The organism is Pseudodesulfovibrio sp. 7M6, from assembly GCF_050058625.1.
GTDB lineage: Bacteria > Desulfobacterota > Desulfovibrionia > Desulfovibrionales > Desulfovibrionaceae > Pseudodesulfovibrio > Pseudodesulfovibrio salinus.
Map to the genome: position 1 here is coordinate 513,796 of NZ_CP188816.1, position 25,411 is coordinate 539,206.

The 25,411-nt window shown below is 57.0% G+C and carries 23 protein-coding genes; 9 read left to right on the plus strand and 14 right to left on the minus strand.

Annotated elements, in window-relative coordinates:
- The first annotated feature begins 104 nt into the window (after positions 1–104).
- The gene (locus ACI0FG_RS02335) at positions 105–392 is read left to right on the plus strand and encodes a YciI family protein (protein WP_419786948.1); all 288 of its coding nucleotides are present in this window, start codon (positions 105–107) and stop codon (positions 390–392) included.
- A 404-nt stretch (positions 393–796) separates the two neighbouring features.
- On the plus strand, positions 797–1,138 hold the full coding sequence (locus ACI0FG_RS02340) for a hypothetical protein (RefSeq protein ID WP_419786949.1): 342 nt from the start codon (positions 797–799) through the stop codon (positions 1,136–1,138).
- A 170-nt stretch (positions 1,139–1,308) separates the two neighbouring features.
- Here the strand turns inward: ACI0FG_RS02340 and ACI0FG_RS02345 are convergent, their stop codons facing one another.
- Complete coding sequence (locus ACI0FG_RS02345; protein WP_419786950.1) at positions 1,309–3,078, minus strand: glutamine--tRNA ligase/YqeY domain fusion protein; 1,770 nt, start codon at positions 3,076–3,078, stop codon at positions 1,309–1,311.
- A 161-nt stretch (positions 3,079–3,239) separates the two neighbouring features.
- On the opposite strand from ACI0FG_RS02345, the gene ACI0FG_RS02350 reads away from it, so the two are divergent.
- Positions 3,240–4,061 carry a nitroreductase family protein gene (locus ACI0FG_RS02350; RefSeq protein WP_419786951.1) on the plus strand — a complete coding sequence of 274 codons (822 nt, stop codon included), beginning with the start codon at positions 3,240–3,242 and terminating at the stop codon, positions 4,059–4,061.
- Positions 4,062–4,176: 115 nt separating this feature from the next.
- Here ACI0FG_RS02350 and ACI0FG_RS02355 read toward each other — a convergent pair whose 3' ends face one another.
- Entirely contained in the window at positions 4,177–4,299 is a 123-nt protein-coding gene (locus ACI0FG_RS02355) for a hypothetical protein (RefSeq protein ID WP_419786952.1), read from the minus strand.
- Between the two features lie 185 nt (positions 4,300–4,484).
- Positions 4,485–5,216 carry a tetratricopeptide repeat protein gene (locus ACI0FG_RS02360; RefSeq protein ID WP_419786953.1) on the minus strand — a complete coding sequence of 244 codons (732 nt, stop codon included), beginning with the start codon at positions 5,214–5,216 and terminating at the stop codon, positions 4,485–4,487.
- A gap of 577 nt (positions 5,217–5,793) precedes the next feature.
- Here ACI0FG_RS02360 and ACI0FG_RS02365 point away from each other — a divergent pair.
- From ACI0FG_RS02365 to ACI0FG_RS02375, 3 genes are all read left to right on the plus strand, one after another.
- Positions 5,794–7,176, plus strand: a complete 1,383-nt coding sequence (locus ACI0FG_RS02365) for a sigma-54-dependent transcriptional regulator (RefSeq protein ID WP_419786954.1) — start codon at positions 5,794–5,796, stop codon at positions 7,174–7,176.
- 496 nt (positions 7,177–7,672) lie between these two features.
- Positions 7,673–7,813, plus strand: a complete 141-nt coding sequence (locus tag ACI0FG_RS02370) for a hypothetical protein (RefSeq protein ID WP_419786955.1) — start codon at positions 7,673–7,675, stop codon at positions 7,811–7,813.
- 715 nt (positions 7,814–8,528) lie between these two features.
- Entirely contained in the window at positions 8,529–10,841 is a 2,313-nt protein-coding gene (locus tag ACI0FG_RS02375) for a hybrid sensor histidine kinase/response regulator (RefSeq protein WP_419786956.1), read from the plus strand.
- 15 nt (positions 10,842–10,856) lie between these two features.
- Here the strand turns inward: ACI0FG_RS02375 and ACI0FG_RS02380 are convergent, their stop codons facing one another.
- The 4 genes from ACI0FG_RS02380 to ACI0FG_RS02395 form a co-directional block, all read right to left on the minus strand.
- On the minus strand, positions 10,857–11,117 hold the full coding sequence (locus tag ACI0FG_RS02380; RefSeq protein WP_419786957.1) for a hypothetical protein: 261 nt from the start codon (positions 11,115–11,117) through the stop codon (positions 10,857–10,859).
- A gap of 362 nt (positions 11,118–11,479) precedes the next feature.
- Positions 11,480–12,031, minus strand: coding sequence for a hypothetical protein (locus ACI0FG_RS02385; RefSeq protein WP_419786958.1), 552 nt, complete (start codon positions 12,029–12,031; stop codon positions 11,480–11,482).
- Positions 12,012–12,557: a hypothetical protein gene (locus ACI0FG_RS02390; RefSeq protein ID WP_419786959.1), complete on the minus strand. Its 546-nt coding sequence runs from the start codon at positions 12,555–12,557 to the stop codon at positions 12,012–12,014. The genes ACI0FG_RS02385 and ACI0FG_RS02390 overlap by 20 nt, the downstream gene beginning before the upstream one ends.
- 358 nt (positions 12,558–12,915) lie before the next feature.
- Complete coding sequence (locus tag ACI0FG_RS02395) at positions 12,916–14,100, minus strand: RHS repeat domain-containing protein (RefSeq protein ID WP_419786960.1); 1,185 nt, start codon at positions 14,098–14,100, stop codon at positions 12,916–12,918.
- Positions 14,101–14,357: 257 nt separating this feature from the next.
- Here ACI0FG_RS02395 and ACI0FG_RS02400 point away from each other — a divergent pair, with 257 nt between their 5' ends.
- Positions 14,358–15,152, plus strand: coding sequence for a 4Fe-4S binding protein (locus tag ACI0FG_RS02400; protein WP_419786961.1), 795 nt, complete (start codon positions 14,358–14,360; stop codon positions 15,150–15,152).
- Between the two features lie 186 nt (positions 15,153–15,338).
- On the opposite strand, the gene ACI0FG_RS02405 is transcribed toward ACI0FG_RS02400, so the two are convergent.
- The 4 genes from ACI0FG_RS02405 to ACI0FG_RS02420 form a co-directional block, all read right to left on the minus strand.
- Positions 15,339–16,652: a TRAP transporter large permease gene (locus ACI0FG_RS02405; protein WP_419786962.1), complete on the minus strand. Its 1,314-nt coding sequence runs from the start codon at positions 16,650–16,652 to the stop codon at positions 15,339–15,341.
- Between the two features lies 1 nt (position 16,653).
- A complete protein-coding gene (locus ACI0FG_RS02410) occupies positions 16,654–17,142 on the minus strand; it encodes a TRAP transporter small permease (RefSeq protein WP_419786963.1) in 489 nt (162 codons plus the stop codon).
- Positions 17,143–17,213: 71 nt separating this feature from the next.
- Complete coding sequence (locus tag ACI0FG_RS02415; protein WP_419786964.1) at positions 17,214–18,221, minus strand: TRAP transporter substrate-binding protein; 1,008 nt, start codon at positions 18,219–18,221, stop codon at positions 17,214–17,216.
- Between the two features lie 54 nt (positions 18,222–18,275).
- Complete coding sequence (locus ACI0FG_RS02420) at positions 18,276–18,869, minus strand: TetR/AcrR family transcriptional regulator (protein WP_419786965.1); 594 nt, start codon at positions 18,867–18,869, stop codon at positions 18,276–18,278.
- Positions 18,870–19,216: 347 nt separating this feature from the next.
- On the opposite strand from ACI0FG_RS02420, the gene ACI0FG_RS02425 reads away from it, so the two are divergent.
- Complete coding sequence (locus ACI0FG_RS02425; protein ID WP_419786966.1) at positions 19,217–19,447, plus strand: hypothetical protein; 231 nt, start codon at positions 19,217–19,219, stop codon at positions 19,445–19,447.
- Between the two features lie 15 nt (positions 19,448–19,462).
- On the opposite strand, the gene ACI0FG_RS02430 is transcribed toward ACI0FG_RS02425, so the two are convergent.
- Positions 19,463–21,190, minus strand: coding sequence for a PAS domain S-box protein (locus tag ACI0FG_RS02430; RefSeq protein ID WP_419786967.1), 1,728 nt, complete (start codon positions 21,188–21,190; stop codon positions 19,463–19,465).
- A gap of 195 nt (positions 21,191–21,385) precedes the next feature.
- Between ACI0FG_RS02430 and ACI0FG_RS02435 the strand changes: the two genes are divergently transcribed.
- On the plus strand, positions 21,386–23,383 hold the full coding sequence (locus tag ACI0FG_RS02435; RefSeq protein ID WP_419786968.1) for a methyl-accepting chemotaxis protein: 1,998 nt from the start codon (positions 21,386–21,388) through the stop codon (positions 23,381–23,383).
- 61 nt (positions 23,384–23,444) lie between these two features.
- Here the strand turns inward: ACI0FG_RS02435 and ACI0FG_RS02440 are convergent, their stop codons facing one another.
- A complete protein-coding gene (locus tag ACI0FG_RS02440) occupies positions 23,445–24,440 on the minus strand; it encodes a glycosyltransferase (protein ID WP_419786969.1) in 996 nt (331 codons plus the stop codon).
- Positions 24,441–24,546: 106 nt separating this feature from the next.
- The gene (gene speB / locus ACI0FG_RS02445; RefSeq protein WP_419786970.1) at positions 24,547–25,401 is read right to left on the minus strand and encodes an agmatinase; all 855 of its coding nucleotides are present in this window, start codon (positions 25,399–25,401) and stop codon (positions 24,547–24,549) included.
- Positions 25,402–25,411 lie beyond the last annotated feature (10 nt).

Below are 25,411 nucleotides of genomic sequence, written 5' to 3' on the forward strand. Positions count from 1 at the left end.
AATAAAGGCATGTTTCATTTGACAACCAAACAGGCCTACCGTAAGCGAGCTGAATTCGTTGTGTGTAAAACGGATGTGATGCGATCATATCCAAAGGAAACCTGATGTTTATCGTTGATCTCGCTTACGTCGTTCCCCTGTCGACCGTGGATGCGCACCTTGAGGCGCACGTGGCTTATCTGAAAGAACAATATGAGAAGGGCATCTTTGTCGCTTCCGGCCGCAAGGAGCCCCGCACCGGCGGTGTCATCCTGGCCAACTGCCGTTCGCTGAGTGCGCTGCGGTCGGTGCTGGACAAGGACCCGTTCAAACGCAACGGTCTGGCATGTTACACAATAACGGAATTCATGCCTTCCATGACGGCGGCCGGTCTGGAAGCGCTCAAGGAATAGTTCTTTCCCATCCGAAGTAATGGAAAGGCCGCCACGTGCGGTCTTTTTTGTGGCCTTTGCGGGAGCTCCAGGGAAGCGGCAAGCAGTCGATGAAATGGTGGACGGCTGTCTGGTCTGTCTCGCTGGTCCTGGCCCAGGATTCCTGATCGGCTGCTTGGGGCATAAAAAAAGGACCGCTTTAGGCCAAGACGTTTTCCATATATGTTGACGAAAACGCCTGAAATCAATCGTAACCCCCTATTTGCTTTGGCGAACAGGGGGTTCTTCTTATGGGTAAAATATTTTCTCAGGTTGCCGGTTCCACTTCATTTTCGATGTGTGGCGCCGTCCAACCACTGCTGATAACAAGATTTATTTACAGGCGTCTCTATGCTATCCTCCCCCCACAAACAAGGAGAGACGCTATGGAAAGTGGATGGTTCGTTGTAATCGGCGCACTGATCGGCGCACTTCCCACGCTTGTTATCGCCAAAATGAATAACGATGCGCAGAACAGGCGGCAACTTCGGCAACTCGCGCTTGAAATGGCAATAAACGAGCGGAAGGCGATGATCGATGTTGCCAAGGAAAACGGCAAACCCGCCAGAATCCCACCACAAAGCGCCTTTTTGCCTGCCGCATATGCAGCGGTTCTGCAATTCCTGTCCGGCGACGCAAAAACCATAGATTTTGAAAAAGCATACGCCGAGATACGGGAATTGGCTTCCGAAAGCCAAGCGTGCGCCCAGAGGATGTTTGACGAGTAGCCGCGTAACGTCGCGTCGGCATCTCCCCGGGCAGCATCCTTGTTAATCGTTAGTAAAATCAAACGATTCAAACAAAATAGCCCAGAACGTCGTTCTGGGCTATTTTTTCAACATTTATGGAAAACGTCTTGGCTTTAAGCGGCTCTTTTTGGTCGCTTGGCAGAAACGGCTCAGCCGTTTTTCTGAATCTTCGCCCAGGTGTCGCGCAGAGTGGCGGTGCGGTTGAAGACCAGCTTCTCGCCCGGCTTGTGGTCGCGGCTGTCCGCGCAGTAGTAGCCGGTGCGCTCGAACTGGAAGTTGGTGCCCGGCTGCATCTCGGCCAGGGCGGGCTCCACCCAGCAGGTGTCCAGCACTTCCAGGGAATCGGGGTTGAGGTAGTCGATGAAGGTCTTGCCTTCTTCCGCGCTGTTCGGATTGTCCACGGTGAAGAGGTTGCCGTAGTTGCGCACCTCGGCCTTGGCGGCGTGCTTCACCGATACCCAGTGCAGGGTGCCCTTGACCTTGCGGCCGTCCTTGGACCAGCCGCCCTTGGTTTCCGGGTCGTAGGTGGCGCGGATGAGGGTGATGTTGCCTTCGGCGTCCGTCTCGTAGCCAGTGCAGGTGATGTAGTAGGCAAAGCGCAGACGCACCTCGCGGCCGGGGCCGAGGCGGAAGAATTTTTTGGGCGGATCAACCATGAAGTCGGCACGCTCGATCCACAACTCGCGGGAGAAGGGCACCACGCGGTGGCCGTAGGATTCGTCCTCCGGGTGGAGCGGCATGTCGAACTCGTCCACCTGATCCTCGGGATAGTTCTCGATGACCAGCTTGACCGGGTCCATGACGCCCAGATAGCGGGGGGCGCGCTCGTTCAGGTCCTGGCGCAGGCAGTGCTCCAGCAGGGCGAACTCGACGGTGGAATCCGCTTTGGCAATGCCGATGCGGTCGCAGAAGTCGCGCAGGGACTCCGGTGTGTAGCCCCGGCGGCGGAAACCGCAGATGGTGGGCATACGCGGGTCGTCCCAGCCCGAGACGTGGCCTTCCTGCACCAGCTGGATGAGCTTGCGCTTGGAGAGCACGGTGCCGGTGATGTTCAACCGGGCGAACTCGTACTGGCGGGGCCGCTGGTTGAAACCGGGGAGGGTGGCCAATTCATTATATATGTCCGCGTTCTCGCCGAAGAGTTCGGGCATATGCAGCCCTTCCATCAGCGTATCCACGCCCCAGTCGTAGAGCGGCCGGTTGTTCTCGAATTCCAGGGTGCACACGGAGTGGGTCACGCCCTCGATGGCGTCGGACAGGCCGTGGGTGAAATCGTACATGGGATAGATGCACCATGCGGAGCCGGTGCGATGGTGGTCGGCGTGCTTGATGCGGTACAGGGCGGGATCGCGCAGGACCACGTTGGGCGAGGTCATGTCGATCTTGGCGCGCAGCACGCATTCGCCGTCCTTCATCTCGCCAGCGCGCATGGCCCGGAACAGGGAGAGGTTTTCCTCAACGGAACGGTCGCGGTAGGGCGAGTTGGTGCCGGGCTCCTTGAGGGTGCCCCGGTTTTCCCGAATCTGTTCGGCGGACTGGTGGTCCACGTAGGCCTTGCCCATCTTGATGAACAGCTCGGCGATGAAATAGAGTTTTTCAAAATAGTCGGACGCATAAAAGTTGGCGTCCCAGTCGAATCCGAGCCAGTGCACGTCCTCGCGAATGGAGTCCACATACTCCGTGTCTTCCTTCACCGGGTTGGTGTCGTCAAAACGAAGGTTGCACTTGCCCTGATAGTCGCGGGCAACGCCGAAATTCAGGCAGATGGATTTGGCGTGGCCGATATGCAGATACCCGTTCGGCTCGGGTGGAAAGCGGGTATGGACCCGGCCCCCGTAGGTACCGGCTTCAATGTCTTTCTCGATAATCGTGCGGATGAAATCCTTGCCTTTTTCCGGGGCTTCGGCTTTGTTGCTCATGGATGTTCCTTGCTGATAGGGTTCCCTCCGCAGCGGCGGCAGGTGTCGCTCGCTCCGGTGGATTTAGGAAATACGGTAAATCGTCAGGCCGGTCAACGCATCGCTCGCACGTGGAATGACAATTCCGGGGCGACCCGCTTTGGCCTGATGGGGGAGAAACCATGTCCTTGTTTACGATAGATGGAGAACGGTGCGTCCACGACGGGTTGTGCGCGGCGGATTGCCCGGTGGGTTGCATCGACATTTCCGGGGATGGAATGCCGGTGCTCAACGAGAAAAAGGCTGGCTACTGTCTTGATTGCGGCCATTGTATGGCCATTTGCCCCACAGGAGCCTTTCAGCTGGGCCGATTTGACGCTCCGGCCGTTCCGCTTGGCGAAATCGGCGAGCCGGTGACGGCGCGGCAGGTGGAGCGGTTTCTCAAGAGCCGCCGCTCTGTCCGGGCCTTTCGGGCCGAGCCAGTGGATCGGGATCTGCTCGCCCGGCTTCTGGATTTGACCGAGTATGCGCCGTCCGGGCACAACGCCCGGCCCGTGCGTTGGTCTGTGGCCCGTGGGGCGGAAAAGGTGCAAAGCGTGGCTGTGGCAACAGCCGAGTGGATGCGGGAAGCTGTGGAATCAGGCAGCGAAATAGCGAACCGGCTGCACCTTGCCGGGGTTGTCCGGCGGTGGAATGAGGGCGTGGACCTGATCTGCCGCAATGCTCCGGCGTTGGCTGTGGTCGTCGCGCCCGAACGGGGCATTACCCCGGCGGCCGATGCGGTCATTGCTGCCTCCTGGCTGGAACTTGCCGCCCATGGTGCCGGGTTGGGCGCCTGCTGGGCAGGCTATGTCTATCTTGCGGCGACGTATTCTCCAGCGGTGCGGGAGGTTCTTGGAATCGGTTCCGGTTTTCAGACTCACGGCGCGTTGCTGTTGGGATATCCGGCCCGGAAATGGAGCGCGGTCCCGCCCCGCCCCAGTGCCGAGGTCGATTGGCTGTAGTCCCGCCTTGTAGTCTTCGGACATTGCTGCCAGGAATCTGTCCGTCTGTTCCGATGTATAAAGGAAGCCCCCGCCGAATCGGCGGGGGCTTCCTCTTTCACTCTATTCGGTTGTTCTAGCGATTTTCACCACTGTCCTGGTCACGCTCGTCCTGGCTCCCCGTGTTGTCCGGGGCCTGCAATACGCAGGCATCTTCAGTGCAGGATAGGATTTGTTCATTGCTTTCACGGTTGGTCATAATTCCCTCCTTGGTCGGGAACCAACAGGCCCTTTTGTCTGGCCTGTTTCATTTCGATCTTTCGTATGATCATATATAGTAACAATCAAATCCGGGTTGGCAAGAGGGGGGCGAAAATGACGAAAAAAACTGCCGGTCGTGATGACCGGCAGCTGAAATGGTGAAGGTATGTCTTTTATGGCGGATCAGGCCGTCTGGCGCCGGCAGTATTTGAGGAACTTCTGTGCCTCGATAAATTCCGGGTTGATGCTCAACGCCTGCTGTAGATTGGAGATGCAGCGATCGCTCATACCCTTTTCAAAATAGACGCGGGCCAGGTTGAAATAGACGTTTTCATCCTCGTCCACTATCTCCAGGGATTTTTCATAGTAGCGGATGGATTCGTCGTAGTGGCCGTTTTTCCGAAGGCTGATGCCGAACTGGTTGAACCGCTGCCGGTGCTCGTAGGTAAATGCCTCGGTGAGCCCGAGCAGGGTTTCCAGCACGTTGCGCAGCTTTTCGAAATCCTTTTTCTCCGAGTAAACTTCACCCAGCCCATAATTGGCGTCGATGCTCTTTTCATCGATCATCAGGGCCTTGATGAACTGGTTTTCCGCCTCGTCCAGTTTTCCTTCCTTGAAGGCTTGGGTGCCCATCTCCACTTTGCGTGCCAAGCTCTTTAGTGCCGGGACGGTGTGGATTCGGTAGTAGCTCGGTTCCGGAGTGTATTGCTTGAGGAAGTCCATGGCCTTGAGTTCGGAGCGGACTCCCGAAGGCACATGCTGCGCATTGAGGGGCTGTACTTCAAACTGGTTTTCGCCAAGCTGACGGGCATACCAGTAGGTGACGTTCTCGTGGACTGACTGGGTGCCTCCGGTACCTATGTCCGCAGCGATCTGCAGAGAGTACACCCCAAGAATTTGTGGGAAATCGCTCACTCTACTCACTCCGTATCATTAGCCTTTGCCGACGCTTCCCCTGCGCCTGAAGTAAATACCACCTTGCCGATTTCTTTAGCCCAGCAAGGAGATAAAAGCAAATATTCTTAAGGGAAAAACGAGTGTTTGAAGGACAAAGGCTCCCATATGGGAGCCTTTGTGAGGGGGGATATGCGGCCTTGCCGCACCATGTTGTCAAATGAATAGTAATTATGTGGAGCCGAAAATACGGAATTAAGCAATATAAAGAAAATTATAAAACGGCACTGTTTAAGGTGTTGGGACTTTTCTAAACGGTATTTCGCCGACTCTTCGCATCAATGCTCCTTAGTACCTACCCTCTTTGCTACAGCCTACCTATGATTATAGCAGTGATAAAAATAACAACAGTTGCGTCATCGATTGAAATGGGACAGCTAAAAATTATTTCTCTGTAATAAAAGAACTAATTTGCAATAAATCAGAAATTCAAATGTAAACGGATAAGTTGAATAGAAATTTACTATCTATTTTGAATGGAGTCTTTGCCGCAATCCATGTAGGGTCACCACAAAGAAAGAATTGCAAGGAGACGCCCATGGCGGAACGGGTCTTGGTGGTGGATGATGATCGCGCTTTTCAAGGGATGCTTGTCGAGGCGCTCACGGACAAGGGATACGGCGTGGAGGCCGCGTCATCGGCCGAAGAAGGCATTCGCATGGCGGCTTCCGGGGAGTTCGACCTGATTCTGCATGACATCAAGCTGCCGGGAATGTCCGGGCTTGAGGCCTTGCCGCATCTGGCCGAAGCCGCGCCGGGCGTGGATGTCATCGTTATGACCGGATATGCCTCCAAGGATTCCGGTGTCATCGCCATGCAAAAAGGGGCCTACGACTATTTTACCAAGCCGTTTTCCTTAAGCGAGATGGAAGTGGTGGTTCGCCGCGCTCTGGAAAAGCGTCGGTTGCAGGCCGAACTGGCCGAACTCAGGCGGCGGGGCGGTGCGGGACCGCTGCGTAACATCATCGGCCAGTCGCGGGTTATGGTCGATCTCAAGAAGCGCATCACGCGCGTGGCGGAGCTGAACGCGGACGTGCTTATCATGGGCGAGACGGGAACCGGCAAGGAGCTTGTCTCGGATACCATTCATGCCATGAGCGGCAGATCTTCGGGCCCGTTCATCAAGGTGAACTGCGCGGCCATCCCGGAAAACCTCATTGAAAGCGAATTGTTCGGTCACGAAAAGGGAGCCTTTACCGGAGCCGCCACCGCCCGGCAAGGCAAGTTCGAGCAGGCTGAGGGCGGTTCCATCCTTCTGGACGAGATTGGCGACATGTCGCTGAATCTACAGCCCAAGCTGCTACGTGCCGTGGAGCAGAAACAGGCCGAGCGCCTGGGTGGCAGTCGGCTGGTCTCCTATGATGTGCGCATCATTGCCGCCACCAATCAGGAACTGGAGGCGCGGGTGAACGAAGGCGCGTTCCGCAGGGACCTGTATTACCGGCTCAACGTGGCCACCCTTGTCTTGCCTCCGCTTCGTGAGCGGAAGGGGGACCTGCCGGAGCTGGCGGCCTTTTTCCTGGACCGGGCCAATCGCCGCATGGGCACGGACATTCATTCACTTTCGGCCGGGGCCATGCAGCTTCTCTTTGATTATGACTGGCCGGGCAACGTGCGCCAGCTTGCCAATGCGGTGGAGCGCGCCGCTATCTTCTGCTCCGGCCCGGTCATTACGGAAGCGGACGTGGACCAGGCTTTTTCCAAGCGCCAATCGAGATCGGCCAGCGATGCTCTGGCTCTGCCCGGTGCCGGACTGCCCCTGCGGGAAGCCCTGCGCGACTATGAGCGCACCCTGATCGCCAATGCCCTGCGCGAGGCGGGCGGCATCCAGACTCAGGCGGCCGAAACCCTTGGCATCTCTGCAAAGAATCTCTGGAACAAGCTGCAGAAGCACGGCATTGATCCCGCTTCTTTCAAGTAGCTTCAGCCGTTCTCCTTTCTTTCGGAAACCTGCCATCCCCGATCGCCTTCCTGTAAATACCGTGGGCATTTGCTTGGTCTGCAAGCGTCATCCTGTCTTGTAACACGCTAAAATATATTATGCTGCGCAACAAAGCGCGTTCCAGCTACGGCTGTTGAATGTGTGGATTGCAATACGAGCTATGGGTTTATCCGTGTCTATTATTTGTGGATTAACATCGTAGTACGTTGAAATAGCAACTAATATTGCGGCTATAATTCTCTCTTGGGTCGAAGTGAGTATCCACAAAAAATGTATTTTATCCGCTCCTTTGGGCTGGAAAGTATTGGCAGTCGTCGCATGGAAATTTTTTTCATTAATTATTACAGTAAAATACAACACAAAAAGCCATATGGTCACACATGTGGCACATCGGTTGCTTACTTCGGCTCATGGCTAAAGCGGAAATCGTTCAAACCACGAGTTTAAGGCGAAATCGTTTTTCAAGGAGCAGCTTATGACCGAACCGATGGACCTAGTCCGAAACGAAAACGGCGGAGTTGCCTTGCAATATGGGCTGATCGCCGGTTCCGTTTTCCTGCTTGCCGGTCTGGTGAACATCGTGTTCACCGTCCTCAAGCACCATATGGCAATCTAGGTCAATTTTCTTCCGTTAAACGGAAGCAGCCGGAGCAGCAGAACCGGGACTTGGGGGAAAGCAGCCTGCCAGTCCCGGTTCCGTCTTTCCAGGGGAGTGAAAGGCGGGATTCAAGCCTGGCTTCGGCAGGGGAAAGGAGCCATGTATTGTATAGTATCGCCGCCACCTTTGCGTTCGCAATGCGAACCTTCGTCATCAGGCGCATACAGAATAGGTTCCCCCTCCCGTTGATAAAATTTCGGACCTGTCTCCAAGCGAAGGCCGAGGTCCATTTGAAATGCATCCTTACGATTGCCCGGTTTGCCGAGTGCAAGGCCGGAACTCTGATGGATGCAACCAGAATAAGCGGTTCCACCCCGAACCCGCTGCCCCGCAATCCATTCCCCGGAGCGGGGCAGAATTCCCCCCGGTGGGCCTGCGGCACCTCCCGCATCCGCAGGTCCGCCTTCCGGAGAAGCCCGGCACATTGCCGGACGCCAGGGCACAGGGGACACCATACACTTCCGCATCCGAGGCTGTACTTTCAGCCTCGGATGCGGCCCTTAAGGGGCGCTTCGGCATGGTCGGTCTTTAGACCATCCATGGATCAGCCCCGTATCAATCGAGTAAAACAGCACTCATCGTACCCGGGCCGACATTGCGGCACACTCTTGCCAGTCTGCCGGACGTGCGTACACCGGATGCCACTCGCCTTCACCGTGGCGGGGGGCGCATCATGAAAAGCGACCGGACCTCCTGTTCCGGCATGAAGTCCGGACAAACCTCCGTTGCCGACCTGCCCGACGCTCCGAAGTCCGGTGCCAAGCTTCCCTTTTCCGACAGAGTTCAATATGTTGGCGGCAGGTATCGGTTCCGGCAATGGTGGCGGGGACGAACCGGGAGCGCTCGTTTGGCAGAAGAAATCCGACCCTATCGCGTCCTGGCGGTGGACCACGCCGAGGACATGCTAACCCTGTACCGGGATGTGCTCTGCTATGAGTGCGAGGATGCCTCGGACCTGGAAGCGTTTATTCGTGACGACGCGCCCCAATGTTTTTCGGATGAAATCGAGCCGGAGCGGCCGGTTTTCGAGGTTTCCGCCGTTACCAGCGGTCAGGCCGCCATGGAGGCGGTCCGCAATGCGCAGGCCGTGGGTTGCCCCTTTGCCGTGGCCTTCATCGAAATACATCTGGAGGACGGGCAGGGCGACATGGCCGGGCTGGACGCGGCCGAGGCCCTGCATTCCGCAGATCCCGCCATGGAACTGGTGCTTCTTTCCTCCCGCGCCGGGGTCCCGCTTCGGGACATCAACCGGCGCATCCGTCCGGCGGACAAGCTCCTCTATCTGCAAAAGCCCTTTCGTTCCGCTGAGTTGCGACAGATTGCCACTTCCCTGGTTGCCAAGTGGGACACCGAAAACCGGCTGCGGGAACTCAACGAGACCCTGGTCAGCAAGGTTGAGGCGCGCACTGCCGAGCTCAACGAGGCCAATAGAAGGCTGCGGCTCGACATAGCCAAGCGGGCAGGCGTGCTGCACGAGTTGCAGGCCAGTGAGGAGCGCTACCGGCTGCTGTTCGAAAAGGATATTTCCGGCAACTTCGCGGCGGACGGCGATGGGCGGATTCTGGACTGCAACGCGGCCTTTGCCCGGCTGTTCGGGTTCGCGTCACCCGGAGACGCGGACGGTGCGGATGTCTTCGAGCTGTGGGAGGACATGGGCGCGCCCGAACCGTTGCTTGGCCTAGTCCGGCGCCACAAGCGGCTGACCAATCTCGAGGTGATCTTTTCGCGCGGTCCAGTGAAGCGACACCTCATCACCAACTTTGACGCCGTGGTCGATGCCGACAACGAGCTGATTGAAGTGCGCGGCTATCTCTTCGATGTCACCGAACTCAAGCGGCTGGAGGAGCAGTTGCGGCAGTCGCAGAAGATGGAGGCGCTCGGCACCCTGGCCGGCGGCATTGCGCATGATTTCAACAACATCCTCGGGGTCATCATGGGCTATGCCGAGATCATTCAGAACTCGGCCGAATCGGGGTCCGGCCTGGATCGGCGGATCACCGAAATTTCCCTTGCGGGCAAGCGGGCCAGGGATTTGGTCAACCAGATCCTCAATTTTTCACGCCAGGGGCCGCAGGAGCGGCATACCATGACACTCACCCCGCTGATAAAGGAAGCGCTCAAGCTGCTGCGTTCCAGTATGCCCGCCAACGTGGAGCTGATTACCCGCATCGAGACCGATCAGGACTCCGTGCTGGCCGATCCCACCCAGATGCATCAGATTCTGCTCAATCTGTGCGGCAACGCGTCCTACGCCATGGCCGAAACTGGCGGCACGCTGACCGTGACTCTGGCCGACGTGGCCGAGGGCGATCCTTTTACGCCGCCGCCGGAGCTGGGCCGTCCGAAGCGGTTTGTCCGCCTCACAGTGGCCGATACCGGCGCGGGTATTGCCCCGGAGGTGGTGGAGCGGGTTTTCGACCCCTTCTTTACCACCAAGCGGCAGGGCGAGGGCACGGGCATGGGGTTGGCTATGGTCCACGGCATCGTCAAGCGTCATGACGGATATGTGGAACTGGACAACCGGCCGGGCGAGGGCGCGGCCTTTCATGTCTTCCTGCCGAAAAGCTCGGATGCCGGACGCCCGACAGCGGACGCCGCCGCGGATCTCGTGTTCCGGGAAGGGCGCATCCTCTTTGTGGACGACGAAAAACCGCTGGTGGACATCGGCCGGGACATGCTCGAATCCTGTGGCTTCGAGGTGGTGACGCGCACCTCCAGCGTGGAGGCTCTGGAGGCCTTCCGCCATCGGGCTGCGGATTTCGATCTGGTCATAACGGACCAGACCATGCCCAACATGACCGGCCTGGAACTGGCGCGGGAAATCCTGCACATCCGCCCCAACATGCGCATCATCCTGTGCACCGGTTTTTCCGATGCTATTTCCTACGACCGCCTGCGCGACATCGGCATCGGCGATTTCATCATGAAGCCCATACTCAAACGCGATCTCATCGGCAGCATCAGCCGTCTGTTGGCCGAGGGATAACTGGCTGTACCGGCGTCAATCTCCTTTTATTTTTTTCACTCCGTCATCGAATACGATTTTGTATTCCGTGGCCAAGGCTTCGGTCAGGGCGTCCAGTCTGGATGTCGAGGACTTGGCATTTGATCCGCTCCGTTCGTCGCGGTCGAGAATGCGACCGCAGGAAGCACACGTCGCGGTTGCCGCTCGTCCGGCCATTTCCCGATCAAGGAAGAATTCCGCACCTCCGCAAGCGGGGCAGTGTAGCCGGGTGTTTGTTTGCTTGTCTCCAGATTTCATTTTTCACTTCCTTTTTTTATGCGATTATCACCTATCGGGCAGAAATGTTGGATTTTTATTTCGGACGATCCGGGCGCGGCCATTTTAACTACATTCTTGTCTGCGCATAGATTGGCTTCTGCCAAACAGGCTGAATGGGAAGGGCTGGCGGATGCAAACCTCAAGGAGCCGACATGCAGTTTTTGCATGTGTGGACGCAACAGCCGTCGCTCAGAAAATAGTAGCAGCAACAAATGGCAATGGTGGCGCATAAAAATATAGTATCATAAAAGTCTGAGAAAAAAGCTGTCTGGAACTGTATATTGTTGTAGACTCGATATGCGACGTAAAGAACAACGAGTGCTATAAGTACAGCTATTATTTTATATGTGTAAGTCTTCATTGTAGCATTTGTTGAATTTGGCACTATAGTCAGGGTTTATCCAGCATCTGATCTGTTTGCTATACGCTTTCAGAAACTCAAAGGGGGTAGTTACCTCCAGCGTTAGCGTCAGGTCCTCTTTTGCATCAGGAAAGGGTAGATCGAAGACAAGCAACTCGACTAAGTCGTGGCCTTCCCTTCCTCCAAAGTTTTTGCGGCTTAGTGGCAGAGATAATCCCTCTTTCAGCACTCGCCCGTTGGATTTGAATGCATATTTTACCTGTCCCTTTTCATTTGGTTTCATGTTTGCGAACAGGTACCAATCGGGAATGGCAATAGCTACATCATAACACGTTTTATATTTGTACTTATCAAGCGGGATGGTCACCGATGCCCCTTTCTCTGTCACTTCGAAAGGAACATCAGCTATAGTATCATAAAAGTCTGAGAAAAAAGCTGCCTGGAACTGTATATTGTTGTAGACTCGATATGCGACGTAAAGAACAAAGAGTGCCATAAATGCAGCTATTATTTTATATGTGCAAGTCTTCATTGTAGCATTTGTTGAACTTGGCGCTATAGTCAGGGCTTATCCAGCATCTGATCTCTTTGCTATACGCTTTCAGGAATGCAAAAGGGGTAGTGACTTCCATTGTCAGCGTCAGGTTCCCTTTTGCCTCAGGAAAAGGAAGATCGAAAACAAACAGTGAAATCAAATCATGGCCTTTCCTTCCCCCAGTGTGCTTGCGGCTTAATGGCAGAGATACTCCCTCTTTCAATACTCGTCCGTTGGATTTGAATGCATATCTTACCTGTCCCTTTTCATTTGGTTTCATGTTTGCGAACAGGTACCAATCTGGAATGGCAATAGCTACATCATAACACGTTTTATATTTGTACTTATCAAGCGGGATGGTCACCGATGCCCCTTTCTCTGTCACGTCGAAAGGAACATCAGCTATAGCATCATAAAAGTCTGAGAAAAAAGCTGCCTGGAATTGTATATTGTTGTAGATACGATACCCGGCGTAAAAAAATATGAGTGCTATAAGGATTGCGATAGCCGATTTTTTCCCCATCCTCACATCTCTCTATCCTGTCTGACAAAAGTTTTTTTCATTTTTGAAATATTTTTATTCGTGATATAGCAGGAAGTTAATCGTGAAATTCTGACATGCACTTTTTGCAAATATAAACACAACAACCTTTGCTAAAAAAATAATAGCAACAGAGAACGGCTATGATTGCGTATAGGAATATTGAGAGTGAATTCGTAGCCAAGTCAATCAAGAATATTATGAGTGCCGCTCCCAATAAGGAGAGTCCGATTTTCTTTTTATATCTTTTCTCCATTATTGAACCACAATTGGGGCAATAGTGCATGGAAGTCTCCAATAGGTTGAGTGGCGAGAATGGCTCGCCACTCTATATTTTTGTTTATTGGGTTTGCAGATAATACTCAGGGTCATAGTCTTCCAAACGAGTTTTTTTCATTCGGTTCGCTTTCCCATCTGTCAGTTCAAAAATAGTTTTCTTCTTTGTTACATCTAGCCATGATCGTAGTGGTGGGTATTCTTTTATAGTTCCACGGAGGGCTCCTACACTTCCTCCAATGATTCCTCCCGCAGCAGCCCCGGGCCAGCCAGCGTTAGAACCTTTCCATGCCCCAAGACCTGCTCCAATGGCAGTATCTTTAGCAATTCGTGCCAAGGCTTCTTTTTTTCCCTTCAGCCCTAGCGGGTCCGTACCGTTGACCGGATCATCAAGACAGTATCCGTACCAATCCGGGTCGCCTCCCGCATCGCCCATGGGGTCGGGTGCGGTCCACCGGCTGGTGAACGGATCGTAATCCCTCCAACCGAATCGGACAAAGCCGAGGTCGGGGTCGTACAGGCCGCCTGCAAAGCCGATGGGAATGCGCAGAGCCGGATCGGAATCCTTCAAGATGTTCCCGAAAGGATCGTACATGATTTCCTTTATCACGTTGCCAACGTGGTCTGCAACAACCCGCAGGGAGCCGACCTGATCGTAGTGCAGGCTGAAGGCCGCCCCATCGTCCCGGCGCATGGCGTAGGGCGTGCGTTCTCCTTGCGAATAGGCAAATTCAAATCCGTTTCGGCCGTCATGGAAACCGCTCAGGCTGACCAGATCGCGCCATGCGTATGATTCCACCGGGCGGCCATTTCTGTGTTTGGCTGATCGGCGACCGTGTTCATCGTGATCAAAGGTCAACTCCGATCCGTCAGGCCCGGCGGCCTCAAGCAGACGGCAGTCCGGCGCGTACTGGTAGCAGGTTCGTTTGCCACCGTGGTTCCAGGTTGCGCGGAATCCGTTCTTGTCATGGGTGTACTGGTTGTTCCCGGCCAGCAGGAGCCTGTCATCCATGGCATACCGGTAGTTGCGGTATCCCTCGCCCAGGTGTGGGAAGTAGTCGTTCGATCGACGGCCGTCCCGGTCGTAGCCCATGTTACAGACCGTGCGGCCGTCCCGTTTCGCTTCCGCCAGCCGTCCGGTCTTGTCGTAGATGTAGGTCCAGGTGGTAGGACTCCCCGCTACGGTTTCGTATTTTTCAACGATGCGCCCGTTCGGGTCGCGCCTCAGTTGCATGGTGAATGCAGTCATACTTTCCTCCTCAGATGATTGTGGGCCAGGGCCCAAAGATTTCAGGCAGCATAGCCCCGGTTTGGACCAACGGGGAGAAAAGCAAAAATATGCGGGAGAACGGGTAAAATCGGTATGACATGGCGTCTTGACAGGGGAAGCTGCAAGTCGGAATTCTGGCGGTGTGTTTTGACTTAGTTTCGGTCTGCGCATAGATTGACCTTTGCCGAACAGGCCAAATGGGAAGGGCTGGCGGACGCAAACTTCAAGGAGCCGACATGCAGTGTAATGATGCGCAGTTGATATTCTTTTCCCCCACCAAGACGACCATGCAGATTGTGGATTACGTGGCCGATGGGCTCGGATGCGGCACATCCCGCCTGGACCTGACCTTCCCGGCCGAGGACGTGGCCGAAGCCGCCGGAGACCTGGCGATCATCGGGGTACCTGTGTATGCGGGGCGCGCGGCCGGGCTGGCCGTGGAGCGGCTCAAGGAACGGGTGCGGGGCGACGGGCGTCCGGCTGTGCTGGTGGTTGTCTATGGCAACCGCGATTACGAGGATGCGTTGATCGAGCTGCGCGATCTGGCTGTCGAGCTGGGGTTTGTGCCTGTGGCCGCCGGGGCGTTTATCGGGCAGCACACTTATTCATCGGATGAAAAACCGGTGGCTCCGGGCAGGCCGGACGGCGTGGACGCGACCAAGGCCAGTGATTTCGGCGCGGCCGTGGCTGCCAAGCTGGGCGGGATCGAAGCCCTGGACGCCATGCCTGAACTGACGGTGCCCGGTAATTTCCCCTACCGCGACGGCACCAAACCGAACGGGCTGGCACCGGTCACGCTGCCCGACTTGTGCACCCTGTGCGGTGAGTGCGCCAAGATGTGTCCCTCACAGGTCATCACCGTCACCGACGAGGCTGTGGAGACCGACGGCGACAACTGTATCCGCTGCGCGGCCTGTATCCGGGCCTGTCCCACCCAGGCGCGGGTCTGGGATTCCCAGAAGATCGCCGATATTAACGATTTCCTGTACACCAAGTGCAGTGCGCGCCGGGAGCCGGAGACGTTCCTGTAGCCCCGCTTTGGCCAGCGACGAATAACAACCGCCCCGGAAGTCCAAACTCCCGGGGCGTTTTTTTCTTGGCTGTCCATCCTCCCTTCGCCGAAGGCGAGAACGGGATCCCAAAGGGCCTCAGCCCTTTGGCCGTCGGAGACGAAATCATCCGACTCCCCGCCGCAGGCGGTTCCCCTCCTGCCTTTCCTAGTACATCAGCCCCGGCAAAAACAGGATGATCTGCGGGAAGATGAAGAGCAGGGCGATGCCGACCACGATGGAGAGCATGAACGGGAAGATGCCCTTGAATATTTCCTCAAGCTCAACGTCGGGCGCGATCTTGCGGCACATGCCATAAACCACATAGACGTTGATGCCCACCGGCGGGGTGATGACGCCCATCTCGGTGATCAGGACCACGATGACGCCGAACCAGATGGGGTCGTAGCCCATGCCCGTAACCACCGGAAAGAAGACCGGGATGGTCAGCATGATCAGGGCCAGGGAATCCATGAAACAGCCGCCGATGAAGTAGATGAGGATGATCGCCCCCATGATGGCGAATGGCGGCAGATCGAATCCGGAAACCCAGTTGGCGATGTCGAAGGGGATGCGGGTCACGGCCAGGAACTTGCCGAAGACCACCGCGCCCGCAATGAGCATCAGGACCATGCAGGAGGTGCGCAGGGTTTCGTGGAGCGAGTTGACGAATCCCTGCCAGGTGATCTGGCGTTTGATGATGGCCAGGGCGAGCACGCCGAGCACGCCGATGGACGCGGCTTCGGTGGGCGTGAACCATCCCTTGAACATGCCGCCGATGACCAGGACGAAGACGATGATCGTGTCCATCAGGTTGAGCAGGGAGCGGAGCTTCTGCGCGCGGGTGAATCCCTCGCCCTTGGGGCCGAGGGCCGGGTTAAACCGGCACTGAATGTGGATGTTGCCGATGAACAGCGCGGTCAGCAGGATGGCAGGCAGGATGCCGGAGACGAAGAGCGCGCCGATGGATTGCTCGGTGAGCACGCCGTAGATGATGAGCACCACCGAGGGGGGCATGATCATGCCCAGCCCGCCGCCCGATGCCACGGAGGCGGCGGCCAGGGAATTGGCGTAGCCGTATCGCTTCATCTCAGGAATGCCCACGGTGGACATGGTGGCTGCCGTGGCCGGACTGGAGCCGCAGACCGCGCCGAACGCGGTGCAGGCCGAGACCGTGGCCATGGCAAGGCCGCCCGGAATGCCGCCCAGAAAGTGATAGGCCGTGTTGTACAGCCGCTTGGAGATGCCGGAGTTGAAGGCTATCTGCCCCATGAGGATGAACAGGGGAATGGTGGACAATTCGTAGGAGGCAAAGGCGTCGTATATGTTGCGGCTCATGAGGTTCAGGCCGCCGTTCCAGGAGGTGAGCAGCGAAAAACCCACGAATCCGACGAGCATCATGACGTAGGCCACGGGCATACGGGTCATGAACAGGACCACCATAATGAGGATGCCGGTCATGCCGGCCATTGTCGGGTCCATGCTACGCCTCGCTTCCCTTGAAGAATTTGACGATGTCCGCCAGTAGGCAGACCGTGTAGGCCAGGAAACCGAAGGCGAGCAGATAGACGACCATGTATTCCGGCAGCTCCAGGTTCATGGAGACCTCGCCGGATTCCTCCAGCGCCTGCCCGTAGAGGAACATGCGCCAGGTGATGATGCCGATGAGCGCCAGCGTGGCTGTGTTGGTAAGCAGCTTGAGGCCACGGCGCGTGCGGCGCGAGAGGTGGCGGACCAGTATTTCCACCCCGATGTGGCTCTTTTGGTAATGGGCATAGGGCAGGGCGAAGCCGATGACCACGATGCCGAGGATGGTCACGATCTCCTCGCTGCCGAATATGGGAGCGTTGAACACCCCGCGCATGAAGACGTCCGCGCCCGTGAGGAGCGCCATGCCCATGAGGCAGGCCGAGGCTATGGCGCGCATGACCCGCTCGGCGCGGTCGAGCAGGCCCTTGGGAGATTCAGGCATTGTCTTTCCTTGAAAGGCGCGGGACGGGCATGGCCTGCCCCGCGCCTGCTATTCGTTCGCAGTGTCGGGGGCTATTGCTTCGCCATCTCGGCCTTGATGAAGTCGACCACGGCGTGGCCGTCGATCTTTTTCTTGGCAACGGTCGTTACATATTGGTCCATGACCGGCTGGGCGGCCTTGGCCCAGGCTGCGGACTCCGCGTCGGAGAGGGTGATGAACTTGCCGCCCTGGTCCAGCAGGTACTGGCGGCCCAGTGCGTCGGCCTCGTCCCAGGCCTTGCCGTGCTTGGGTGCCCACTCCTTGTTGATCTCCATGATGGTGGCCTGCACGTCCTGCGGCAGGGATTCCCACTTGTCCTTGTTCATGACCACGTACATGGTGGTGGTGTATGCCACGGAAAAGGAGTCTGTGCCGTACTTGACCACCTCGGCCAGCTTCCACCCCTTGTTGGATTCCACGGGATGGATGGAGCCGTCCACGATGCCGCGTTGCAGGGCCTGATAGGTTTCGGACATGGGCTTGGCCACCGGAGTGCCGCCGAGGGCCTCGATGAGCAGGGCGGAGTTGCCGGTGGAGCGGATTTTGAGGCCCTTGAGGTCGGCCATGGTGGTGACGGGCTTGTCCGTGGTGAAGAGCAGGCCGGGACCGTGGGCGTGGAAGTACATGGGCTGCACATCCTTCAACTCGGCGGGCTTGAATTTTTCATATACCGCATTGGCCACGCGGGAGGCCTGGGTGCCGGTGCGGTATCCCAGGGGCAGGTCGATGGCGGCCATGACCGGGAACCGGCCGCGCGAGTAGGCGAGGCAGGACATGCCGATGTCGGAGATGCCTTCGACCACGCCGTCGTAGTTCTGGTGGGCCTTGGAGAGGGTGCAGCCGGGGAAATAGTCGATTTGCACCTGGCCGTTGGTCCGTTTCTCCACTTCCCGGCACCACTGCTCGGCCAGTTTGGACTGGATGTGGGTGGGCGGGAAGAAGTTGGAGTAGGTCAGCCGGACGGGACCACCGGCCATGGCTGTGGCGGCAAAGCCGAGAATGCAGGCACAGGCGGCCAGGATGAGGATCGTTTTTTTCATTGGTTGCCTCGCTGGTTGCGGGTTGGTTGTGTCGGTCGGCCGGGCCGCCGGGCGTCAGCCGTTTTTCGTTCCGTTTTTCAGCGCCAGGGCAATGGCCGCCTTGCGCACATCGGCAATGGAGAGGACCTGCGTTCCCAGGGTGCGGTGAATGAGGAATCCCTCGAACAGGGCGGTGTTCAGCGCTCCGATCTTCTCAGGCGGAAAATCAGTCTCCACATGGTCGCGCACCAGATCGGCAAAGATCTGGTTGGACAATCGGTAGATGGACTGGTTCATGAGCTGCTTGAGCACCTTGCTGTGCGCGGAGTGGATGGTGAACTCCAGGAAGATGGACGACCAGTTCCTGTCGTTGATGAAGGTCTCCAGGAAATCCCAGATGATGTTCATGGCCTCTTCCAGATCGTGCGCGCCGGAGACCTTGGGGTCGCGTTCTTCCCGGTATTCCTTCAGCTTGCGTTCCACTATCTGGAGGAACATCTCGTCCTTGCTGTCCCAGTGGCGGTAGAAACTGCCCTTGGCATACCCGGCGTGGTCCGTTATTTCGGCCACCGAGGTGTGGGTGAACCCGTTGGTCCCGAAAAGCTCCACGGCGGAGGTCATGAGTTCATCCATGGTCTGCTGTGACTTTTCCTGCTGTTTCTTTGCCATGTTACACTCTTTTTTTGTCTGAATGCCCACTCCTTTGCAGAGCGGCGGTACTACTGCGTGTGACCTATGGTCAAAAAGTGACCTATGGTCATTTTTTGAGAGTTCCAGCTAGCATGGGTGGTCGAATAGTGTCAAGGCACCGGTAACAAATGAAGGGAATTTAGGCAGGTATCCGGCGCGGGCAATGCGGGTGGTTTCGTTCTCGGGGCCGACTGGGAAGCACGTCTTCTTTTATGTGCGTTGGCCGGTTGAATTGTCACCTGGCTGTCACACGGTAATGTTGTCCGGGGAGTAAGGTTCGGTTGCTCTGTCCTGAGAATGGGCCGGGCCGACCTTGAGGAGGCAATATGATGAACGTGTGCATGAAACTATCAAGCGATGATTGCGCGGATTCGGGAGGCGTACGCCATTGCGCCGTCTGTTTCGCCGTCATTCCCGAAGGTGCGCGGTACAGCCGTTCCCTGGAGGGCCATTGCTATTGCGAGCATTGCAGTGAGGGCTTCTTTCGGGAAGTGGATCTGCAGATGTTGCGGAAGGATTGCTGCCGTCTGGAAGGGAAAAAGGCCATTCCGGCCTGATCCCTGTTTCTTGTCTCAGTGCTGGCGTGAGTCTGTCGGCAGCGTAACGGTCACGGTGGTTCCGCTCTTTTCGCTGCTGTTCATGGTCACGTCGCCGCCCTGCTGTCGCGCTATGAGCCGGGCACTGTAGGTGCCCAGTCCCGTACCGCCGGACTTGCCCATCGTCACGTACTTGTCGAAAAATGTTTCCCGTATCTGTGGGTGAACCACTCCCGCATTGGTGATGCGGATTTGCAGCAGCCCCTTGGCCGAGATATCCACGGCCACGGCCTGGCTTTCCCGTGCTTCCAGTGCGTTGCGTATCAGGTTGCAGAACATGGAGTAGAGAAGTGTCCGGTCCCCGCGAATCGCCAGACGATCGTCCGGCGACACGGGTGCGCCTGACAGTGTGATGCGAAGTGCGTTCTCGTCCCGTCCCTTGGGCTGGAGGTGTTGTGCCACGTCTTCCAGCAGTTTCGGCAGGTCGAAATCCCGCAAGTCGAACTGGTAGGTCCCGGCCTCCAGCTTGTACAGGTTCAGCGACTGGTTGATCATTTCGAGGATGATGCTGCCCGCTTCTTCCACGGCTTCAAGCATCTCCTTTTGCGCCGGGGTGAGGTTTTCCGCTTCGCGCAGAACCCGGGGAATGCCAATGATGCCTGTCAGGGGAGAGCGCATGTCATGATTGACGATGCGGGTCATGTCCTCCTTGAGCTTGTCCAGGTGCTTGCGCCGGGTGGCGTCGATGCCCACGCAGACGAATTCCCAGACGATGCCGTTCTCGTCAGCCATGGCGGAACCGGACCACTCCAGCCACGTCTCCGATCCGTCCGGGTTTACCAGGCATGATTCCAGCTCCAGCGGCCCGCCGGTTTTTAGGCAGTCGGCAATGGCGGCTCGTTCCGCCGCGTTTTCTTTTTCGGCCAGTTGCAGAACTTCTGTCAGCTTTCGGCCAACGATGCTCTCCCGATCCGTCTTCATGTGGTTTATGGCGCAACTGTTGGCAAAGGTGACGATGCCGCGTGTATCGAATCGAAGCACCATGGTCCGTGAGTTCTCCACCAGATTGCGGTACAAAGCACGGTTTTCCCTCAATTCGTTTTCCAGTTTTTTCCTTCGGTCCAGGTCCCGGATCGAAGCCCGGACCCCAAGGTGAACGCCGTTGTCACCGCTTACGGGTACGCTGTGGTAGCCGATCCAGCGAACCTTTCCGTGAGCGTCCAGCAGGCGGTAGTCGAACTGCATGGGCTTCCTCATGCTCTCCAGGGAAGAGAAGCGCTTGATGACGGATTTTCTGTCCTCCGGGTGAATAATGTTGATGAACAGGTCGGCATCGGCCTTGAAGGCTTCCGGAGGGTAGCCGGATATGCGTTCACAGGCGGGGGAGACATAGGCGAACTTGCCGTCCGGCGTCAGCCAGCTTTCCCAGTCGTGGGTGAATTCCGCTACGGTCCGGTACCGCTTTTCGCTTTCCTTCAGCTTGTGGGTAGATTGCCTCATTTCCCGCAGCAGGGGGGCGATGTGATAGATGCCTGCGAAAATCAGAATGGAGATGGCAAGTCCCAGCAGCTCATAGGCCGGCGAAAGTGTTTCTCCGCTTCGATATACGGTTATCAGACTATGCAACCGTCTGAAGGCCATGGCGAAAATGCCTGCTGCAAGGAGCAGCCACGCTCGGTTTCTGCCGGAATCGGCAATTAGACGCAAAGCGAGAAATCCTGCGGCAAACTGCAAAAGTGTGGATGCGATTACGATAAGAAACATATGTGTCCTTGACCTATGTTTCAAAAAGATTTGCAATCTTAGATACACTATATGCGTCTGTAGTGTCATGGATAAAATAATGTAAAAGTGATTATGTCCTGGAAGTTATAATATCAAAGGCATGTCTCCATGCTTACGTTCGAATACAGGTTTTGAGGGGGATTCGCGCTGTTTATACTGTACTTTGGAGGGGTTATGCTAAAGAATTTGCGTTTGGGGTTGAAGTTGGGATTGGGGTTCGCCTTGGTGATTCTCCTGACCATGTTGGTATCCGGTATTGGATATTTCAGTATGGCCGGGGTGCAGGACAGGGTGGATAAGGCTGACGATGTCAATCGTTTGGTCAGATTTATTCTTGAAGGACGTGTAAACGAGAAGAATTTCATGCTCAAGAGTAATGAGAAAAGCGCCGAGGCACACGCCGCGGTCATGGGTAAACTCCTGGAACAGGCTCAAAAGACCAGCGACAAGTTCACTGACAAGATGAACAAGGATCAGATGGCCAACGTCATCGCGGCCGCCAAGAATTACCAGAACGCTTTCAAAACCTATTATAATTCGGAAAACGGAAAGGTAAAAGCCATGGACGCCATGGGTGAAGCCGCGCGTAAGGCCCTGGCCGTTACCGAGGAACTGCGGTCAGGACAAAAGGCGCAACTCCAGGAGTTGCTGGATTCTGGAACGGCGGCCCACGCGGAGATCGAGGACAAGATCAGCAAGGCGGACGACGCCAACCGGATGATAAAGTTGTTCTTACAGATTCGAATGGATGTGTTGAACTATGCTCTCGACCATGATGCGGAGTCGCTTCAATTGGTTGAGAGCACGATGAAGAAGTTGCAGGAATCGGTTGTGAATATAAAGGGGCGCTTTAATAATCCTCAAAATATTAAGCAATTGGAGGCTGTTGAAAAGGGGCTGGCCTTTTATGCTGATCAGTTCTCCAATTTTGCTGGTTTTGTCGAGGACCAGTACAAGGCCGAGGAGGTCATGGTCTCCTCCGCTCGCAAGGCGGACGAAATTTGCCGTGCCGCCCGGGCCAACCAGAAAGGCAAGATGCTGGATCAGATGGCCAGCGCCAATCTGTGGAGTATTGTCACCACCAGTATTGCTTTGCTCCTCGGTATAGTGGCCGCCTACTTCCTGACCAAGGCTATAACAGGCCCGGTCAATATGGGCGTTCGTTTTGCAGAGCGCATGGCCGGGGGTGACTTTACCCGGACTCTCGACATCGACCAAAAGGACGAGATCGGGGTCTTGGCAGGTGCGCTTAACGATATGGTCGTCAGGCTGCGGGGAGTGGTTTCCGAGGTTGGCGGGGCTACGGACAATATCGCGGCCGGTAGCGAGGAACTCTCCGCCTCCGCCCAGAGCCTTTCCCAGGGGGCGACCGAGCAGGCCTCGGCCATTGAGGAGGTCTCCTCCTCCATGGAAGAAATGGCAGCCAACATCTCGCAAAATGCGGAAAACGCACGCCAGACGGAGCATCTGGCCAACAAGGCCTCTGCCGATGCCAAGGAAAGCGGCGAGGCGGTGAACCAGACCGTAGAGGCGATGCGCAGCATTGCCGAGAAGATATCCATCATCGAGGAAATAGCCCGGCAGACCAACCTGCTCGCCCTGAATGCGGCCATTGAGGCCGCCCGCGCGGGTGAGCACGGCAAGGGCTTTGCCGTGGTGGCCGCCGAGGTGCGTAAGCTGGCCGAGCGAAGCGGCACGGCCGCGGGCGAGATCAGCGAACTCTCCAGCAACAGCGTGGCCGTGGCGGAAAAGGCCGGAAGCATGCTTGGCGAGCTGGTCCCGGATATCGAGAAAACAGCGGCCCTGGTCCAGGAGATCACGGCAGCCAGCAACGAACAAAATGCGGGCGCGAGCCAGATCAACTCGGCCATCGGCCAGCTTGATACCGTGATTCAGCAGAACGCTTCCGCGTCCGAGGAGATGGCCTCCACCAGTGAGGAACTCTCCTCCCAGGGCGAGCAGTTGCAGTCCACCATGGGCTTCTTCAAAGTGGACGCCATTGACGGAGGCTCCTCGTCCAGGGGACGGGTCACTGTTAAACGCAGGACAGCGGCCGCTCTGCCGGCAGGTGGGACAAGCAAGAAGAGCAGTTCCGCATCCGTCAAAGCAGACCCCGTGGGTATAGACATGGACATGGGGAATGACGGAAGCGAAGAGTTCGAGCGTTTCTAAGACGAAACACCAGAGGGAAAACAGGGGGGCGGCCACATGGCTGCCTCCTTTTTTTCGCGGATCAGAGCGCGTTGATGAGTTCCGCGATGTGGTGCCCCACGGCGTCGGGCGAGAATTGGAGCATCTCGCGTGCCGCGTTTGCCGTGATCTCCGGGGCGTAGGACCTTCGGGAGACCTTGCGCATCAGGTAGGCGAAATGTCCCTGGTCCACGTTCGCCCACTGCATCTCCTTGGTAAACAGCGGGACAAGGCCGCACATTTCATCGGAGATCGGGACAAGATCGTATCTGGAGGGAAAACTGTTGCGCTCGTTCATGTAAAACATGTTGCCCGAGTAGCCTGTGGCGATGACCGGCTTGCCCAGACTCATGGCGTCCGAGAGGGAGAGGCCCCATGCCTCGGCGTGATGGGTGCTGACATAGGCGTCACAGGCGTGGTGCAGGGCCGCCATTTCGCCTTGCGAAAGATCCTCGCGGATGCTGATGACGCCGGGCAGATGTTCGATGTCCCAGAATGCCCGATACTGCTTGACCACCAGTCGTACGCTCGGGGTGTCCCGAAAGGTGGCGATAAAGATGTTCAGCAGGGCCTGGAGGTTTTTGCGCGGGTTGACGCTGTCGCAGACGGTGTAGAAGAGAAAATCTCCCCGGTCCGGGCCAAGCAGGGACAGAACCCGGTCGGTCTCGGCCTGTGTGGGCGTTGGCAGATCGACGATGTGGGGCACGATGTCCACATTCGGGAATCCGGCGTCGATGAAGGCCTGGCGGGTAAAGGGGGAGCAGGTCCAGATGCGGTCGACATCGGCCAGCCAGCGCGCAAAGGGAACAGGAAGCTTTTTCGTCTCCCATACGCAGTAGGCGATGATCTGCTTGTCTGAATGATTCTTCACCCAGTCCGGGTAGTAGACCGGATCGTCGTGGACAATGATGACGTCGGCGTCTTCGGGCGCGGAAACGAGTGTGACCCCGGCGCTGCGCATGGCCGAGATGTACGCTTCTCCCGCATTGCGGTGACTGATGTACTTGCTGGTATGGTAGTATATTTTTTTTGCGGACATGGCGTTACCGGGGCATCCGCGGATGCCGGGGCGCTTTTGTCGCCCCGGCTTTCACTCTTACCTCAGGCCGGACAATTCTTCAATGTACGGCGAGGACGAACTGCGGCTACTCGGCCTGGGACAGTCCCATGAGGGCGTAGGCCAACTGGGCGGCCGCGAAATCCGATGCACGGTCATCTTCCACCGGAGCCAGTTCCACCACGTCGGCCCCGACCAGGGTGCGGCCCTGGGTGGCGGCGGTGAGCAGGGCCATGGCTTCCTGCCAGCCTATACCGCCCGGAACCGGGGTGCCCGTGGCCCGGATGACCGAGGGGTCGAGTCCGTCCACGTCAAAAGTGATGTAGATACGGTCCGGGAAGTCGCCGGGCAGCAGGTGGCCGGGAATGCCCTTGCGGAACAGGGTTTCCGCGTCCAGGTGGGGAATCTCGTTTTCCTTGCGGAAGTTTTCCTCTTCCTCGCACAGGGCGCGCACGCCGATCTGGAACAGGGGCAGCCCGAGATCATCCACGGCCCGGCGCATGACGCAGGCATGGCTGTAGGGTGATCCCTCGTAGGTGTTGCGCAGGTCGGCATGGGCGTCGAACTGGACCACTCCGACCTTCCGGTAGCGCTGCTTGATGGCGCGCAGGGCGCCGAGGGTGACGGTATGCTCGCCGCCGATGACGATAGGCGTGGCATCGCACTCCAGCGCATAGGAAACAGCGTCCTCGATGCGGTCCAGGCTCTTGGTCATGGTGCCGGAACAGTCGACGGGAGTGGCGGTGTGTACGCCGAGCAGCCCCGGTTTGCCCTTGCCGTCCCACAGTTCAAGCTGGGTGGAGGCGTCGATGAGCGCGGCCGGGCCGTTGGCCGTGCCGCCGCCGTAGGAAACCGTGGATTCAAGAGGAACCGGGATGATGTGGAATGCCGCGTCCTCCGGTTTTGCGTTGGGAATTTCACCTTCGAGAAAATGCGTAGCCATTGTGCTTTCC

Coding starts and splice junctions, on each gene's coding strand:
- ACI0FG_RS02335 (WP_419786948.1), top strand. CDS start 105: ATGTTTATCGTTGATCTCGCTTACGTCGTTCCCCTGTCGACCGTGGAT.
- ACI0FG_RS02340 (WP_419786949.1), top strand. CDS start 797: ATGGAAAGTGGATGGTTCGTTGTAATCGGCGCACTGATCGGCGCACTT.
- ACI0FG_RS02345 (WP_419786950.1), bottom strand. CDS start 3,078: ATGAGCAACAAAGCCGAAGCCCCGGAAAAAGGCAAGGATTTCATCCGC.
- ACI0FG_RS02350 (WP_419786951.1), top strand. CDS start 3,240: ATGTCCTTGTTTACGATAGATGGAGAACGGTGCGTCCACGACGGGTTG.
- ACI0FG_RS02355 (WP_419786952.1), bottom strand. CDS start 4,299: ATGACCAACCGTGAAAGCAATGAACAAATCCTATCCTGCACTGAAGAT.
- ACI0FG_RS02365 (WP_419786954.1), top strand. CDS start 5,794: ATGGCGGAACGGGTCTTGGTGGTGGATGATGATCGCGCTTTTCAAGGG.
- ACI0FG_RS02370 (WP_419786955.1), top strand. CDS start 7,673: ATGACCGAACCGATGGACCTAGTCCGAAACGAAAACGGCGGAGTTGCC.
- ACI0FG_RS02375 (WP_419786956.1), top strand. CDS start 8,529: ATGAAAAGCGACCGGACCTCCTGTTCCGGCATGAAGTCCGGACAAACC.
- ACI0FG_RS02380 (WP_419786957.1), bottom strand. CDS start 11,117: ATGAAATCTGGAGACAAGCAAACAAACACCCGGCTACACTGCCCCGCT.
- ACI0FG_RS02385 (WP_419786958.1), bottom strand. CDS start 12,031: ATGAAGACTTGCACATATAAAATAATAGCTGCATTTATGGCACTCTTT.
- ACI0FG_RS02390 (WP_419786959.1), bottom strand. CDS start 12,557: ATGGGGAAAAAATCGGCTATCGCAATCCTTATAGCACTCATATTTTTT.
- ACI0FG_RS02395 (WP_419786960.1), bottom strand. CDS start 14,100: ATGACTGCATTCACCATGCAACTGAGGCGCGACCCGAACGGGCGCATC.
- ACI0FG_RS02400 (WP_419786961.1), top strand. CDS start 14,358: ATGCAGTGTAATGATGCGCAGTTGATATTCTTTTCCCCCACCAAGACG.
- ACI0FG_RS02405 (WP_419786962.1), bottom strand. CDS start 16,652: ATGGACCCGACAATGGCCGGCATGACCGGCATCCTCATTATGGTGGTC.
- ACI0FG_RS02410 (WP_419786963.1), bottom strand. CDS start 17,142: ATGCCTGAATCTCCCAAGGGCCTGCTCGACCGCGCCGAGCGGGTCATG.
- ACI0FG_RS02415 (WP_419786964.1), bottom strand. CDS start 18,221: ATGAAAAAAACGATCCTCATCCTGGCCGCCTGTGCCTGCATTCTCGGC.
- ACI0FG_RS02420 (WP_419786965.1), bottom strand. CDS start 18,869: ATGGCAAAGAAACAGCAGGAAAAGTCACAGCAGACCATGGATGAACTC.
- ACI0FG_RS02425 (WP_419786966.1), top strand. CDS start 19,217: ATGATGAACGTGTGCATGAAACTATCAAGCGATGATTGCGCGGATTCG.
- ACI0FG_RS02430 (WP_419786967.1), bottom strand. CDS start 21,190: ATGTTTCTTATCGTAATCGCATCCACACTTTTGCAGTTTGCCGCAGGA.
- ACI0FG_RS02435 (WP_419786968.1), top strand. CDS start 21,386: ATGCTAAAGAATTTGCGTTTGGGGTTGAAGTTGGGATTGGGGTTCGCC.
- ACI0FG_RS02440 (WP_419786969.1), bottom strand. CDS start 24,440: ATGTCCGCAAAAAAAATATACTACCATACCAGCAAGTACATCAGTCAC.
- speB (WP_419786970.1), bottom strand. CDS start 25,401: ATGGCTACGCATTTTCTCGAAGGTGAAATTCCCAACGCAAAACCGGAG.